General features: G+C 74.1%; 15 protein-coding genes. 5 read left to right on the top strand and 10 right to left on the bottom strand.

The window, feature by feature from the left end:
* Positions 1-870 (top strand): glycosyltransferase family 4 protein (locus ACFYZF_RS26695; protein WP_387025272.1); only part of this gene is annotated, 870 nt, incomplete at its 5' end.
* A 681-nt stretch (positions 871-1,551) separates the two neighbouring features.
* Here the strand turns inward: ACFYZF_RS26695 and ACFYZF_RS26690 are convergent.
* From ACFYZF_RS26690 to ACFYZF_RS26675, 4 genes are all read right to left on the bottom strand, one after another.
* A complete protein-coding gene (locus tag ACFYZF_RS26690) occupies positions 1,552-2,835 on the bottom strand; it encodes a citrate synthase (RefSeq protein ID WP_387025270.1) in 1,284 nt (427 codons plus the stop codon).
* Positions 2,836-3,078: 243 nt separating this feature from the next.
* The gene (locus ACFYZF_RS26685; protein ID WP_387025268.1) at positions 3,079-5,130 is read right to left on the bottom strand and encodes a sulfatase-like hydrolase/transferase; all 2,052 of its coding nucleotides are present in this window, start codon (positions 5,128-5,130) and stop codon (positions 3,079-3,081) included.
* The gene (locus ACFYZF_RS26680) at positions 5,123-6,553 is read right to left on the bottom strand and encodes a class I SAM-dependent methyltransferase (RefSeq protein WP_387025266.1); all 1,431 of its coding nucleotides are present in this window, start codon (positions 6,551-6,553) and stop codon (positions 5,123-5,125) included. The genes ACFYZF_RS26685 and ACFYZF_RS26680 overlap by 8 nt, the downstream gene beginning before the upstream one ends.
* Before the next feature lie 15 nt (positions 6,554-6,568).
* A complete protein-coding gene (locus tag ACFYZF_RS26675; RefSeq protein WP_387025264.1) occupies positions 6,569-6,718 on the bottom strand; it encodes a hypothetical protein in 150 nt (49 codons plus the stop codon).
* Between the two features lie 192 nt (positions 6,719-6,910).
* Between ACFYZF_RS26675 and ACFYZF_RS26670 the strand changes: the two genes are divergently transcribed.
* Positions 6,911-7,309 (top strand): VOC family protein, encoded by a 399-nt coding sequence (locus tag ACFYZF_RS26670; protein WP_387025262.1) that lies wholly within the window; start codon positions 6,911-6,913, stop codon positions 7,307-7,309.
* 59 nt (positions 7,310-7,368) lie between these two features.
* On the opposite strand, the gene ACFYZF_RS26665 is transcribed toward ACFYZF_RS26670, so the two are convergent.
* The 3 genes from ACFYZF_RS26665 to ACFYZF_RS26655 form a co-directional block, all read right to left on the bottom strand.
* Positions 7,369-8,877, bottom strand: a complete 1,509-nt coding sequence (locus ACFYZF_RS26665) for an ATP-binding protein (protein ID WP_387025261.1) — start codon at positions 8,875-8,877, stop codon at positions 7,369-7,371.
* The gene (locus ACFYZF_RS26660) at positions 8,855-9,601 is read right to left on the bottom strand and encodes a response regulator transcription factor (RefSeq protein ID WP_387025280.1); all 747 of its coding nucleotides are present in this window, start codon (positions 9,599-9,601) and stop codon (positions 8,855-8,857) included. Before ACFYZF_RS26660 ends, ACFYZF_RS26665 begins: the two co-directional genes overlap by 23 nt.
* A 132-nt stretch (positions 9,602-9,733) precedes the next feature.
* A complete protein-coding gene (locus ACFYZF_RS26655) occupies positions 9,734-9,958 on the bottom strand; it encodes a hypothetical protein (protein WP_387025259.1) in 225 nt (74 codons plus the stop codon).
* 188 nt (positions 9,959-10,146) lie between these two features.
* On the opposite strand from ACFYZF_RS26655, the gene ACFYZF_RS26650 reads away from it, so the two are divergent.
* The 3 genes from ACFYZF_RS26650 (at position 10,147) to ACFYZF_RS26640 (ending at position 12,689) form a co-directional block, all read left to right on the top strand.
* A complete protein-coding gene (locus tag ACFYZF_RS26650) occupies positions 10,147-11,106 on the top strand; it encodes a serine/threonine-protein kinase (RefSeq protein WP_387025257.1) in 960 nt (319 codons plus the stop codon).
* 81 nt (positions 11,107-11,187) lie between these two features.
* Complete coding sequence (locus ACFYZF_RS26645; RefSeq protein WP_387025255.1) at positions 11,188-11,613, top strand: OsmC family protein; 426 nt, start codon at positions 11,188-11,190, stop codon at positions 11,611-11,613.
* Between the two features lie 242 nt (positions 11,614-11,855).
* Positions 11,856-12,689 carry a hypothetical protein gene (locus ACFYZF_RS26640; RefSeq protein WP_387025253.1) on the top strand — a complete coding sequence of 278 codons (834 nt, stop codon included), beginning with the start codon at positions 11,856-11,858 and terminating at the stop codon, positions 12,687-12,689.
* Between the two features lie 57 nt (positions 12,690-12,746).
* Here the strand turns inward: ACFYZF_RS26640 and ACFYZF_RS26635 are convergent, their stop codons facing one another.
* The 3 genes from ACFYZF_RS26635 to ACFYZF_RS26625 all read right to left on the bottom strand — a co-directional run bounded on the left by ACFYZF_RS26635 (position 12,747) and on the right by ACFYZF_RS26625 (position 14,230).
* Positions 12,747-13,238, bottom strand: coding sequence for an ATPase (locus tag ACFYZF_RS26635; RefSeq protein WP_387025251.1), 492 nt, complete (start codon positions 13,236-13,238; stop codon positions 12,747-12,749).
* A gap of 127 nt (positions 13,239-13,365) precedes the next feature.
* On the bottom strand, positions 13,366-13,812 hold the full coding sequence (locus ACFYZF_RS26630; RefSeq protein WP_387025249.1) for a response regulator: 447 nt from the start codon (positions 13,810-13,812) through the stop codon (positions 13,366-13,368).
* 70 nt (positions 13,813-13,882) lie between these two features.
* A complete protein-coding gene (locus ACFYZF_RS26625; protein WP_387025247.1) occupies positions 13,883-14,230 on the bottom strand; it encodes an STAS domain-containing protein in 348 nt (115 codons plus the stop codon).
* Positions 14,231-14,293 lie beyond the last annotated feature (63 nt).

The following is a 14,293-nucleotide window of genomic DNA, read 5'->3' as shown; positions in this document are numbered from 1 at the left end:
CTCCCCGAAGAGATGAACCGCACCATCCACAGCGTCGAACACTGGATCAGCGGCGAATCCAACCGGGTGATCGCCTGCTCCGGATACATGCGCGACGAGGTCAACGCCCTGTTCGGCGTGCCGACCAGCCGGATCGACGTGGTGGCCAACGGGGTGGAGCCACACCGCTGGAAGGTGCCGGCTTCGGCGGTCGCCTCGGCCCGGGCCCGGTTCGCCGGGGACGGCCCGCTGGTCACCTTCGCCGGCCGGCTGGTGTACGAGAAGGGCGTGCAACACCTGCTCGCCGGGCTGCCCCGGCTGCGCGAGCGGCACCCCGGGCTGCGCGCGGTCATCGTCGGCGACGGGCCGTACAAGTCGGCCCTGGAGGCCGAGGTGCACCGGCTCGGCCTCGGCGGCATGGTGAGCATGCCGGGCTTCCTCGGCGGCACCGACCTGCCCGCCGTGATGGCGGCCTCGGACTGCTTCGCGGTGCCGAGCATCTACGAGCCGTTCGGCATGGTGGCCCTGGAGGGGGCCGCGGCCGGGGCGCCCCTGGCCGTCGCCGCGACCGGCGGGCTCGCCGAGATCGTCGAGCCCGGCGTGACCGGGATGACCTTCGCCCCGCAGGATCCGGCCGGGCTGACCGAGGCGGTGCACGCCCTGCTGTCCGACCGGGAGCACGCCCGGGCGCTGGCCCGCCGGGCCCGCGCCATGGTGCACGAGCAGTACGGATGGGCGGCCATCGCGCACCGCACCGCCGCGGCGTACGCGGCGGCGATCGCCAAGGCCCCGGCGTTCACCGCGGAGCGCGCCGAGCGCCGGATGACCGAGGGCCGCTCCCCGGCGCACATCGCCGAGGGCAACCTCCTCGCCGCCGCCGGCCTCCGCTGAACGACCTACGTGCCCGCGACACGACCTACGTGCCCGCGACGCGATGGCGCGATGCGACGTGACGGCGACAGGGCGGTGTCCCCTACGCGGCGATACCGCCGTGTCGCCGCAACGGCACGGCTCGGCCTGACCGGACAAGCGAGCACCGGGCACGGCTCCTGCGGCCCCTATGGAGCTGCCCCGTCTGCGCTACCGGCAGCGAGCCGGCACGCACCAGGGCAACCGGCCCCCAGACACGCCTCCCGGTAACGCCCCGTCCCCATGCCCGCCCACGGCCAGGTTGGGAAACCGCCCGGCTCGCTTCCCCGGGGACCCCCGGTCGGGCTGGGGCGCACCGGCCGGACGCACTGGGCGCGCACCGCCCCGGCGCACTGGCCGCGCGCACCGCCGAGTTTCGGCGTGCCCGTGGCGGGGCGTCCGGCACCGCCACGGCCCGGGACGACCGTTCTGTCGACCGGCTGCGGCGGTAGCGCAAACGGGGCAGCTCCATAGGACCCGCGGTCACCGACTGGGGTGCGCCGACCGGGCGCGCGGACGCGCCTGCCGCCGACCGAAGGTGACCCGCCGACCGGAGATGGATGACCCACCGACCGAACGGGCCGCCCACCCCCGGCTGGGGTAGCGGCCCGTCGTCCTGTGCCCGTCGTCCTGGTGCCCGTCGTCCTGGCGCCTGTGGCCGGCTCAGCGCTCCGCTAGCGGGGCGTACGCCCGCTCGGGGGAGCCGGTGTAGAGCTGCCGGGGGCGGCCGATCTTGGTCTCCGGATCGTTGATCATCTCGCGCCACTGGGCGATCCAGCCGGGGAGCCGGCCGAGGGCGAAGAGCACGGTGAACATCTTCGTCGGGAAGCCCATGGCCTTGTAGATCAGGCCGGTGTAGAAGTCCACGTTCGGGTAGAGCCGGCGGGAGACGAAGAAGTCGTCGGCGAGGGCGATCTCCTCCAGCTGCATCGCGATGTCCAGCAGCGGGTCCGGCTTGGCCATCCGGCCGAGCACGTCCTGGGCGGCCTTCTTCACGATGGCGGCGCGCGGGTCGTAGTTCTTGTAGACCCGGTGACCGAAGCCCATCAGCTTCACGCCGTCCTGCTTGTCCTTGACCTTGCGGACGAAGGACGCGACGTCGCCGCCGTCGACCTGGATCTTCTGCAGCATCTCCAGCACGGCCTGGTTGGCGCCGCCGTGCAGGGGCCCGAAGAGCGCGTTCACGCCCGCCGAGACCGAGGCGAAGAGGTTGGCGTTGCTGGAGCCGACCAGCCGCACGGTCGACGTGGAGCAGTTCTGCTCGTGGTCGGCGTGCAGGACGAAGAGCATGTCCAGCACCTTGGCCATCACCGGGTCGACCTCGTACGGCTCCGCCGGCACGCCGAACGTCCCCCGCAGGAAGTTCTCCACGTAGCCCAGCGAGTTGTCCGGGTACAGCAGCGGCTGCCCGATGGACTTCTTGTAGGCGTACGCGGCGATGGTGGGGACCTTCGCCATCAGCCGGACCGTGGACATCTCGACGTGGGCGGGGTCGAACGGGTCGAGGCTGTCCTGGTAAAAGGTCGAGATGGCGCTGACCGCCGACGAGAGCACGGCCATCGGGTGCGCGTCGCGCGGGAAGCCGTCGAAGAACCGGCGCATCTCCTCGTGCAGCAGCGAGTGCCGCGAGATCCGCTCGCTGAACTCGGTCAGCTCCTGCTGGCCGGGCAGCTCGCCGTAGATCAACAGGTAGGAGACCTCCAGGAAGGAGGACTTCTCGGCCAGCTGCTCGATCGGGTAGCCCCGGTACCGCAGGATGCCCGCGTCGCCGTCGATGTAGGTGATCTCGGAGGAACAGGCCGCGGTGTTGACGAAGCCGGGATCGTACGTGGTCATCCCGGTTTCCTTGAGAAGCTTGCTCACGCCGATGCCGGCGGGCCCCTCGACCGCCGAGTGCACCGGCATCGACAGCTGCCCACCGGGGTGATCGAGCTTGACATCCGTCATGTGGTTCCTCGCTTCGCCGGCAGATCTACCTTGAAATTGCCTTCGCATTCACCGTAAACACGGTTGCGGGAACGCCGCTCGCCGTGGTTCGGCGGTGAGGTATGCGTCACCCGATTCCCGACCCGCAGGCGGGGAAACCCGGTGGGGGCGAGCCGGGCGACGAAACGGGGCAAAGCACCGCGAAGGGCCCCATGGGACGGGTCACCCGCCGGCAGGGGCCCTTGCACCGGGCGGGCGAAACTCTCAGGAAACACTCAGCCGGCGCAGCTCGTCGCCGGGGCCGACCCGGTAGACGTCCAGCCGGTTGACGCCGGCCCGGAACAGCCGGTCGTCGGGGAGGAGTGCGGCGAACCGCCGCCCGCCGGCATCGGGCGGCACGACCGGGACTACCGCCCCGATCCGGCCGTTGACCGCGACGGCGAGCAGCGTGCCGTCGCGCACCGACGCACCGACGGTGCCCCAGACCAGGGCCGGCAGTTCGCCCGCGTCCGGGTCGACGGCGCGGAACGCGGCGAGGTCGGCGACCCGGGCGGTACCGCCGACCGGCCGCTCCCCCACGGCTGCGCCGACCAGCGGGTGGGGCGGCGGCTGGGGCGGCGGCTCCGGCACCCCGCCGGGGAGGCTGACCGGCTCGCCCGGCCGGTCGTAGAAGCGTTTGTCGGGGCGTTCGCGCGGGGCCTGCCGGGCGGAGCTCCCGTCGACCTGCCAGGGGATCCGCACCTGCGCGTGGTCGGCGACCGTGGGCAGCAGGTCGACGTGTTCCCAGTTGCGGTCGTCGACCCGCCCGGCCCGCTGGCCGGGCTCCTTGACGAACATCGGCACCCAGGCCACCTGCCCGGCCGCCGCGCGGACGGCGGCCATCCCACGCCCCTGGAAGCCGTTGTCGAAGCTGACCCCGTGGTCGGCGGTGACCACCACAAGGGCCTTGTCGTACAGGCCGCCGGCGCGCAGGGCGCGCAGCGTCTCGCCGATCAGCCGGTCGGTGTACCCCAGCTGGGCGAGGTGCCGCTGCCGGGCCAGCTCGACCCAGCCCGCGCCGTCGTTGGGCAGGTCCTGTGGGGCGGCGTAGCGGGCCCCCGAGGGCAGGAACGCCCAGGGCGCGTGCGGCATCAGCAGGTGCAGGAAGTGCAGGGTGGGCCGGTCGCTGGGGCGCAGCCCGGCCAGGAACGTGGTGAACCGGGCCGGCTGGTTGTCGTCGAGGCTGTCCCAGCGGAACTTCGGGTCGGCCGGGACCGGCTCGGCGGCGTCCAGCCCCGCCTCGGCGGCGGTCAGCTCGCGGTACGACTCCTCGGGGGCGATCCGGCTGTCCACCGGGGCGGTCACCTGGCGCAGCAGCCGGCCGCTCTCCCGGACCAGGGCGCCGAGGCCCTGCGTGGGGCTGGCCGGCTGGTCGCAGCGGCTGGGCGGGCAGAGCCGGGTGATGCTCTCCTGCGCCCGGACGTCGTACAGGCCACCGAGGGCGGTGAACAGGTTGTCCGGGTACTGCGAGTAGTGCGGGGCGACCGGCCGCGCCGGGTACCGGCCGGTGAGCATGGCCGGCAGCGCGTACGGCGTCCAGCCGCTGACCCCGGTGGCGTTGCGGTACCAGGTGGAGCCCGCCGCCAGCTCGGCGAAGTGCGGGTAGCGGGCGGCGTCGATCCGGGCGTCGGGGCCGAGCAGGGAGACCAGCGGCAGCTCGTCGAGGACCAGCACGACCACCGGCGGGTGCTCCCCCGCCCCGGCCGCCCCGGCCGCGCCGACGGGGCCCCCCGGCAGCACCACCGGCGACGCGGGCGAGGCGAGCAGGAACAACGCCACGAAGGCCGGCGGCCCGGCCGCGGCCACCCGCAGCGCCCACCCCGGGCCGCGCCACCGCCGGTGCGCGGCGGCACCGGCCGCGCCCATCACCGCTGCGGCCAGCAGCAGCGGTACGCCCCGCAGCGGCGTGCCCTGCCGGCCCACCTGGACGGCGAGGGCGGCGAGCAGCAGGCCGACGGTCCCGGTGTGCACGGCGGCCCGGACGCGCCGCCCGGCCAGCCGGCTCACCGCGCCGAGCAGGGCCACCGGCAGCGTGGGGACCAGCGCGATCAGCGCCACCAGGGTCAGGATCTCGCCCCGGGTGGCCCGGTGGAACAGGAAGAAGTCGGGGCTGCGGCCCAGCACGTCCAGCATCGGCTGGGTGACCACCAGCCCGACCAGCGCCACCACCTCCAGCAGCAGGCCCCGCTCCGCCCGCCACCCGGTCCGCGGGGTGGGGCGGCCCGGAGCCGGATCGACGGCCCGGAGGGTCGGCGGCGCCGGTGCCGAGTCAGCCACCCACCACCGCCTGGTAGAGCGTCCGGGTGCCTGAGGGCAGTTCGGCGTGCCGCTCGATCCGGCACCGGGCGGCCAGCAACCGGGCGAACTCGTCGGGCCGGTAGGCCGGGAAGAGGCCGGGCGGCCGGTTGGCCAGCAGCCGCCGGGCCATCGGGTCGTCCGGGTGAACGAACTCGACCACCAGCCGGCCGCCGGGGGCGCAGGCGTCGGCGAGCTGGTCGACGAGCTGGTCCAGCGGCACGTTGCGCCCGATCGCGAGGTGGTGCACGACGGCGAGGGCCAGCACCAGGTCGGCACGGGCCCGGGTGGCGAAGGCCGCCCGCTCCACGCCCCGCCAGCCGCCCCCGGGTGACGGGTCCGCCAGGTCCATCACCAGCGGCAGCACCCGCCGTTGGCCCTCGGCGCGCAGCGCCGCGTACAGGTCGTCCACCACGGCCGGGTCCTGCTCGACGGCGACGACGTAGCCGGCGTGCCGGGCGGCGATCCGGGCGTACCGGCCGTCGTTGGCGCCCAGGTCCAGCACCAGGCCGGGCGGCGGGCCGGCGGTCAGCGCCGCGGCGACGAAGCGTTCCTTGGCCGCCCGGTCCCCCGCCGAGTACGTGCAGGTGCGCTGGTAGTCGACCCAGTGGCTGCGGGCGTGGTGCGGGGCCAGCCGGCGGATCAGCTTCTCGATCCGGCGCACGGCGGCCAGGGCCAGTTCCCGGGAGTACCCGGCGGTGCGCAGTTGCGCCCGCACGTCGCTGGTGGTCGCGGCGGCGTGCCGCTGCTGCATCGCGGAGTGCAGGTGCACGTGGGTGGGGACGCCGGGCAGCAGCCGGCGGGTGCCGGTGAACAGCCGGCGCATCTGCTCCGGCGGGATGCCGTCTACCTGGGCGCGCAGCCAGGGCTGGAAGTCCACGCCGAGGTGGGCGGTGAGCAGCAGCGGGTAGAGCAGGGTCTGGCAGAACTGCCGGTAGCCGGCCCAGGGCTCGCCGTCCCGGGCCGGCTCGAACGAGCCGACGTCGATGAAGACCGGTCGGACGCCGTGCCACTGGAGGTTGTAGGCCGATCCGTCCTTTGTGGTGAAGCCGGCGGCCAGCGCCGCGCGCAGGACCTCCAGGTGCAGCAACGCGGCGTCGCGCAGCATGCCGAACGACCACTCGTACGGGTGGGAGACGAACGGGATGCGCTCGTGGCGCAGGACCGCGGCCCACGGCACTCCGTCGGGGGCGCGGAACCGGTCCGGCGCGACGGGTTCGGTGCCGCAGACCTTGCCGGCGGCGAGCAGCGGCGGGAAGAACTCGCTGGCGGCCAGGGCCCGCCAGTCCTCGGCCGCCCGCGCGTCGAGCCCGCGCAGCACCTCACCGTCGGCGTAGAAGACGCGGTTCGCCGGGTCGCGGAAGGAGCCCGGCTCGACCCGGACACCGGTGTCGGGGGTGGTCATGCCGGCGGGCCCGGCTCAGGAACGGTCGGTGGGCCGGCGGCGGAACCGGTCCGTCAGCCGACGCCAGTAGAGCTTCGTGGCCACCGCCGCTCCGGCCACCCCTCCGACCACCGCCTGCACGATCAGGCTGCCGGAACCCGCGTCCAGGTAGGCCAGGTGCATCACGGGTCGCTCCTTCCCCTCGCCGTCCCGGAGTCAGCTTCCGGCTCCGCCACTTAGGGGTTTTTCTGCCGAAAAGCCGGACTTGTCTCATTGCCACCGTACGCGACGACGGGCCGCGTCGAGGCCACACCGCCCAGTCCGACCGCGTCCGTTCCGTTCAGGACGCGACGCCCGGCCCCGCCGTACGGTCGGCGTATGACACCTCACTTCGACCTCGTCGGCCTGACGGTCACCGACATGGCCCGGACCCTCGACTTCTACCGCCGCCTGGGCCTCGACGTCCCGGCCGGCGCGGAGGCCGAGCCGCACGTGGAGTTCACGTTGGCCGGCGGCCTGCGGCTGGCCTGGGACACGGTGGAGACGATCCGCGGGTTCGACCCCGACTGGGCGCCGCCGACCGGAGGCTCCCGGGTCAGCCTCGCGTTCCGCTGCGCCGACCCGGCCGAGGTCGACCGGTGCTGGGCCGAGCTCACCGGGGCCGGCTTCCACGGCCACCTGGCGCCGTGGGACGCGGTCTGGGGCCAGCGGTACGCGATCCTGCACGACCCCGACGGCACCGCCGTCGACCTGTTCGCCCCGCTGCCGGTCGACTGACCCGGGGGCCGGGACGGCCGGACCGTCGATTCAAGCCGCGCAGCCGGGCCCGTGACGACCTATGCGTGCGCTGTGGAGTCCGTGACCGCCGGCAGGGAAACCGTGAACACGGTTCGCCCCGGCCGGCTGGACAGCTCGACCCGGCCGTGGTGGGCGTCCACCACGGCCGCCACGATGGCCAGCCCGAGGCCCGTGCTGCCGTGGGCGCGCGACCGGGAGCTGTCCCCCCGGGCGAAGCGCTCGAAGACCTCGTTCTGCAGGTCGGCCGGGACACCGGGGCCGTCGTCGGTGACGCTGAGCACGACTCCCGGCGGGGTGGGGGCGAGCCGGGTGGTGACGGTGGTACCCGGCGGGGTGTGCACCCGGGCGTTGGCCAGCAGGTTCGCCACCACCTGGTGCAGCCGGGCGGCGTCGCCGGGCACCACCTGCTCCGCCTCGGGCAGGTCGAGCTGCCAGCGGTGCTCCGGGCCGGCGGCGTGCGCGTCGCTGACCGCGTCGACGACCAGCGCCGTCAGGTCCACCGGCTCGACCGCCAGGGGGCGACCGGAGTCGAGCCGGGCCAGCAGCAGCAGGTCGTCGACGAGGCTGGTCATCCGGGTGCTCTCCGACTCGACCCGGCGCAGCGCGTGCGCCACGTCCGGCGGGACGAGGTCGCGGCCCCGGCGGGCCACCTCGGCGTACCCGCGGATGGCCGCGAGGGGGGTGCGCAGCTCGTGGCTGGCGTCGGCGACGAACTGGCGTACCCGGGTCTCGCTGGCCTGGCGGGCGGCGAGCGCGGCGGCGACGTGCCCGAGCATCCGGTTGAGCGCGCCGCCGACCTGGCCGATCTCGGTGCGGGGGTCGGTGTCCGCGTCGGGGACCCGCACGGACAGTGCCACCTCGCCCCGGTCCAGCGGCAGCTCGGTGACCCGGGCCGCGGTGGCGGCGACCCGGCGCAGCGGGCGCAGGGTGGCCTGGACGATCAGCGCACCGAGGCCGCCGGCGACGAGCAGCCCGGCGGCGGCGACCCCGGCCTGGGCCAGCACCATCCACCAGACGGTGTCCTGGACGACGGCCAGCGGCAGCGCGAAGACCAGCACCCCACCGGAGCCGTCGTTGTCGAGGTCGACGAGCTGCCGGGCCACCGCCCGGTAGTCGCCCTGGTCGCCGAGGTCCACCGTGCGCGGCCGGCCGTCGACGGCCAGCCCGGCCAGCGGGGTCGCCGTGTCGGTGGCGAGCGGCTCGACCGAACCGGCCGAGTTGCGGATCTTCGCCTCCACGACCCGGCCGTCGACCACCCGGACGACGATCGAGCCGGGCGGGAAGCCGGGGGGCAGTGTCACCTCGTGGGGCAGCGGGGGCAGGGTGGGGTACCGGTCCCGCCGGTCCCCGCCGCCCCGGCGCTGGTCGAAGGTGAGCTGGTCGTCGACCTGGGCGACGAGGAAGTGTCGCAGCGCCACTGTGGTCAGCCCGCCGATCCCGACGCTGACCAGGGCGAGCAGCGCCACCACGGCGGCCACCAGCCGGGTGCGCAGCGACCAGCCGGCCAGCCAGCGGCGCAGCCGGTCAGTCCGCGGGCTTGAGGACATACCCCGCGCCGCGCAGCGTGTGGATCATCGGCACCCGTCCGACGTCGATCTTCTTCCGCAGGTACGAGATGTACAGCTCGACGACGTTGGCCTGCCCGCCGAAGTCGTAGTTCCAGACGTGGTCGAGGATCTGCGTCTTGCTGAGCACCCGACGCGGGTTGCGCATCAGGTACCGCAGCAGCTCGAACTCGGTCGCGGTGAGGGTGACCATCTGGCCACCGCGGCGCACCTCGTGGCTGTCCTCGTCCAGGCTGAGGTCGCCGACGGTCAGCACCGCGTCCTCCTGGGTGGCGACGGCGAACCCGGAGCGGCGCAGCAGCGCCCGCAGCCGGGCGATCACCTCCTCCAGGCTGAACGGCTTGGTGACGTAGTCGTCGCCGCCGACGGTGAGCCCGGCGATGCGCTCCTCCACCGCGTCCCGGGCGGTGAGGAAGAGCACCGGCACGGTCGGGGTGTGCTCGCGCAACCGGCGCAGCACCTGGAAGCCGTCCAGGTCGGGCAGCATCACGTCGAGCACCACCGCGTCCGGCTGGAACTGCCGGGCGGTGCTCAGCGCCGTCATCCCGTTGCCCGCGGTACGGACCTGCCAGCCCTCGTAGCGCAGCGCTATCGAGAGCAGGTCGGTGAGCGTGGGCTCGTCGTCGACCACCAGCACCCGGACGGGTTCCCCGTCGGGTCGGCGCAGCTCGATGCGGCCCTGCGCGGCCTGCCCCTCCATGACCATGCCTCCCATCGTGGGACGGTCGGCTGTGCCCCACATCGGCAGACCCTGTGTATCAGCTGTGCGAGCCGGCCGATGCCGGGACCACGCACATCACGTCGGGCTCGACGGCTCACCGCGTCGGAGCCCGGCGGATCACTGTGACATGCCCATCGGGTCGGTGCGGACGAAGCGCATGGTCCAGGTGCCGGTGTCGTCCGGGCGGTCGCGTCGGTAGAGGTGGTCGGCGGTCGGCGCCGGGGAGCCGCCCGGGTGGCGCAGCACCCAGCGCTGCGGGGGCGTCCCGTCGGACCCGGCCGGCACCTGTCGCACCAGGTCGTGCGCGGGCCCGCCGACGAACCGCACGGTCACCTCGGTCATCACCCCTCCGTTTCGCCACCGTCACCCCGGGTCGACCTTCCCGTGTGGAAGCTACCGCACCGCACCGGGGGACGCGGGCGGCGCGGTGTCTACACCCCGGCGGTTTGCCCAGCTCCGAGGTCGGGTACCGGGCGGAAGTGACGGGATTGCCGCCCACCGATGGTGGCGAGCTAGACGAGGAGCGGTCGATGAGAATGCTGGACGGGCGCTACCAGCTCGAACAGCGCATCGGCATCGGCGGCATGTCAGAGGTGTGGCAGGCCCACGACACGGTGCTCGACCGGCCGGTCGCGGTGAAGCTGATCTCCCCCGGCCGGGACGAGGCCAACTCGGTGGAACGCATCCGCACCGAGGCCCGCTCCGCGGCCCGGCTGGTGCACCCGAACGTGGCCAGCGTGCACGACTTCGGCGCCTCGTCGACGCCGCCCGGCCGGTCGGCGCCGTACATAGTGATGGAGTTGGCGGAGGGGGACACCCTCGCCGCGCACCTGCGCGCCGGGCCGCTGGACTGGCGCATCGCCGTGCGGGTCTGCGCCGAGATCGCGGCGGCGCTGGCCGCCGCGCACGCGCACGGCATCGTGCACCGGGACGTGAAGCCGGCCAACGTGATGCTCACCCCGAGCGGGGTCAAGGTGCTGGACTTCGGCATCGCCACCTCGGCCGACATGCCCGACGATCTGCCGGACGGCATGGTGGTGGGCACTCCCGCGTACCTTGCTCCGGAGCAGTTCGACCGGCGGCCCGCCACCCCGGCCGCCGACATGTACGCCCTCGGGGTGCTGCTCTACTACTGTCTCACCGGCCGTCTGCCGTACCGGGCCGAGAGCACCAGCGAGTTGCTGGGGGCACGCCGACGGCTGCCACCGGAGCCGCTGCCGCCGGTGGACGGCCTGCCGCCGGAGGTGGCCGGGCTCTGCGAGCAGTTGATGGCCGACGAACCCACGTGCCGGCCGACCAGCCTGATGGCCGCGCTGCTGCTGGCCGAGGCGGTCGACGCCCGGGTGTACGTGCCGATGCTCGACATGTCCCCGCCCCGGCAGCGCGAAGGGCTGGTGTCCCCGTGGACGGAGCAGGCCGCCACCGACGCGACCCAGGTGGCGGGCGTCGGCGACCGGCCGGCCGGACCTGGGCGCGACCGGGCGTCCTGAGGCCACGCAGCCCGTCGGAGCCGGTGGCGGTTTCGCCGGGCGCGGGCCGGGTAGTCGGGCGGGTGACTGAGGGGGAACGGAATGCCGGATCCGGGTTCCTGGCTGCACGAGGCCACCGCGACGGCGGCGGGGGGCCACGTCCGAACCGACGACGGAGGCCTGTCCAGCGCCCTGGCCTCCCCGCTGGCGCCGCACTGCACAGGCCTGACGCCGGAGCAACTACTGGCCGCCGCCTTCGCGTCCTGCCTGCACCACGCGGCGGTCGAGGCCGCCGGGGAGATCACCGACGAGGCGCACACCGTACAGGTGCGCGCCGAGGCCCGACTGGGCCGTGACGACGACGGACGCTACCGGGCCGACGTGCACGCCTCCATCTCGTCGGCCGGGCTGAGCCCGCAGCAGCTCGCCCAACTCGTCGAGCACGCCGATCGGCTCTGGCCGTTCTCCAGCGGCGACAGCACCCGCCACCGTCTCACGGTCACCCCGGCGGACAACGGCGGGCGCTGAACAGGCATTCGATCATCACCCGAACGAACGAGCTGATCGGGCCACCGCGACGGGTCGCGCCAGCCCGGCAGAAAATTGCTCTTGTACCTCTTGCATGGGTAATGACGGACATCGACGGTACGCCGGGATGGCCGGATTACTGCCCAATCAGAGGGATATGACCGGTCAGATTTCCGCATATTGTGGCGCAGGCCACCAACCGCCTCCTGGGGAAAGCGCGCCGGGCTCTCTAGCCTCGGCGGGTGCGTCCCGACCAGAACGCTGAGCAGAAGCAGACCGCCACCCGACCGGCTGACCGTTCTACCGATGCCACATCGGCCGGCCGGCATCGCCGGCCCGAACCGCCGCGCCGCGCCGGTCGGGCGCTGCTCGGGTCGACCCCGGTGCGCGCGGCCCTGGCCACCGGCCTGACCTGCTGCCTCGGCGTGGCCGCCTTCGCCGGCACCCGGCACGCCGACACCGACCCGGTGCCGGTCCGCGACGCCCTCGCCGACCGGGCCGCGGTCGCCGCCGAGGCCGAGCGGCGCGCCTCCCGCTCCCTCGACCGCGCCCCCGCCGCCCCGCCGACGCTCTCCCCCACCCCGACGGCGAAGTCCGGCCCCGGCGCCAGCCGCAAGCCGAAGCCGGTCAGGCCGTCCCGGCCCCGCCCGGTCGCCGGCCTCGACCAGCTCCAGATGGACAACGCCAAGACCATCGTGGACGTGGGGCGGGGCCTGAAACTGCCCCGCCGAGGGCTGGTGGTGGCGTTGTCCACCGCCATGCAGGAGAGCGACCTGCGGAACCTCGCCAGCAACGTGCTGCCCGAGTCCTACGAGTACCCGCACCAGGGCAGCGGCTCCGACCACGACTCGGTCGGGCTGTTCCAACAGCGACCCAGCAGCGGCTGGGGCAGCGTCCGCGACCTGATGCGCCCCGCGTACGCGGCGCGGGTGTTCTACGAGGCGCTGCTGAAGGTCCCCGGCTGGCAGGAGATGAGCGTCACCGCCGCCGCCCAGTCCGTGCAGGTCTCGGCGTTCCCCGACGCGTACGCCCGGCACGAGGAGCGGGCCGCCGCGGTGGTGGCGGCGCTGGTCTGAGCCGGCTCGGGCCACCCGCGTGCCGCGCTCGCCCGCGGGCCCGGCACCGGTCACCGCTCAGCTCGTGGGCACCCCGCCGGGCGGCACGGACGCGGCGGCCGTCGGCGTGTCCGCGGCCACCGGCTCACCGACCGGCCCGGTGAGGATCTCGTCGAGCCGGGCCGCCCGGAGGCTGCGCGCCGCCAGGGCGGCCTCGACATCCCGGCGGGCCCGCACCGCCTCGGCGTACGCCTGCTCGCGGAGCTGCCGGGCCTCCTCGCGGGCCGCGTCCAGCTCGAACCGGGCCCGGGCCAGGGCCTCGGCCGCCTCCCGCTCGGCCTCCGGCGGCGGCGACGACCGGCTTGGGTCCACCCCGGCCGCATCGGCCCGGTGCCGCTCGACCAGGTCGCACAGGCGGGCCGCATCCCGCCGGAGCCGGTCCCACTCACGGCCCGTCACGGCGGCGCCCTCCGCCCGCGCGGCGAGCCGGCTGAGCCGGACCGCCAGCTCGTCGAGGCAGGAGTCGACCTGCCGACGGTCGTAGCCGAACTCCACGACGGAGAACCTCATCCTGTCGCCCCCAGGCAGCCGGTGCTTCTTCCCACCTGCCGATCCTCGGCGGTGCCGGCGGGACGCCGAGGGGGTTCGGGAGAATTGTTCGGCATCCGGGCGACGACGTCCGTCGCCGGTGCTCGGGTCAGGCCCGCTTGGGCAGCACCACGACGCGGCCGAAGAACTCGTCGATCCGGCGCACCACGTCGTTGAAGTCGTCCAGGTCGATCGGCTTCGTCACGTACGCGTTGGCCTGGAGGGTGTAGCTGCCGACGATGTCGGTGTCGGCGTTGGAGGTGGTGAGCACCACGATCGGGATGGTGCGCAGGTCGTCGTCCTGCTTGACCTCGCCGAGCACCTGCCGCCCGTCCATCCGGGGCATGTTCAGGTCGAGCAGGATCACGTCGGGCCGGCGGGCCTCGGTGTGCCGCCCCTCGCGGCGCAGGAACTCCATGGCCTCCTGGCCGTCGCCGACCACGTCGATGACCTTGTCGACGTCGGAGTCGGCGAGGGCCTCCTCGATCATCAGAACGTCGCCGGGATCGTCGTCCACCACGAGGATACGAACGGGGCCGGGGATGTTTCCAGCCATGAGTGACCTGCCTCGGATTTGACGCGGACGGCGACCTCACGATCGCCTGCTGGCGGGGAAATCTAGCCCATCACGAGGCGGACTGCGACCTCGGGTGCGCCGTGTCGGACGGGTATCGCAGGACCTCGGCCAGCCCGGTCACCTTCAGCACCCGCTCCACCCGCCCGGTGGCCCCGGTGACCCGCAGCCAGCCGCCCCGGGCCGCGGCCCGGTTGTCGCCCCGGACGAAGGCGGCGAGGCCGGTGGAGTCGCAGAAGGTCAGCTCGGTGAGGTCGACCAGGAGATGCCGCTCCCCCTGGTCGGCCAGCCGGTCGAGGACGGCGTTCAGCTCGGACACGGTGCTCAGGTCCAGCTCGCCGGCGAGTCGCAGGCGCGCCCCGGCACCGTCCCGCTGGGCGTACGTGACGGTGAACGTCAACCGTGGTTCCCCTCGCTTCACCGCAGGCTGATGCTTGCAGTGGAGCAAGTATAAGCAGTGAGC

The organism is Micromonospora sp. NPDC001898 (genome assembly GCF_042891255.1).
Classification (GTDB): Bacteria; Actinomycetota; Actinomycetes; order Mycobacteriales; family Micromonosporaceae; genus Micromonospora.
Note: the sequence above shows the minus strand (reverse complement) of the source record. Positions and strands in the feature narration are given on the sequence as shown.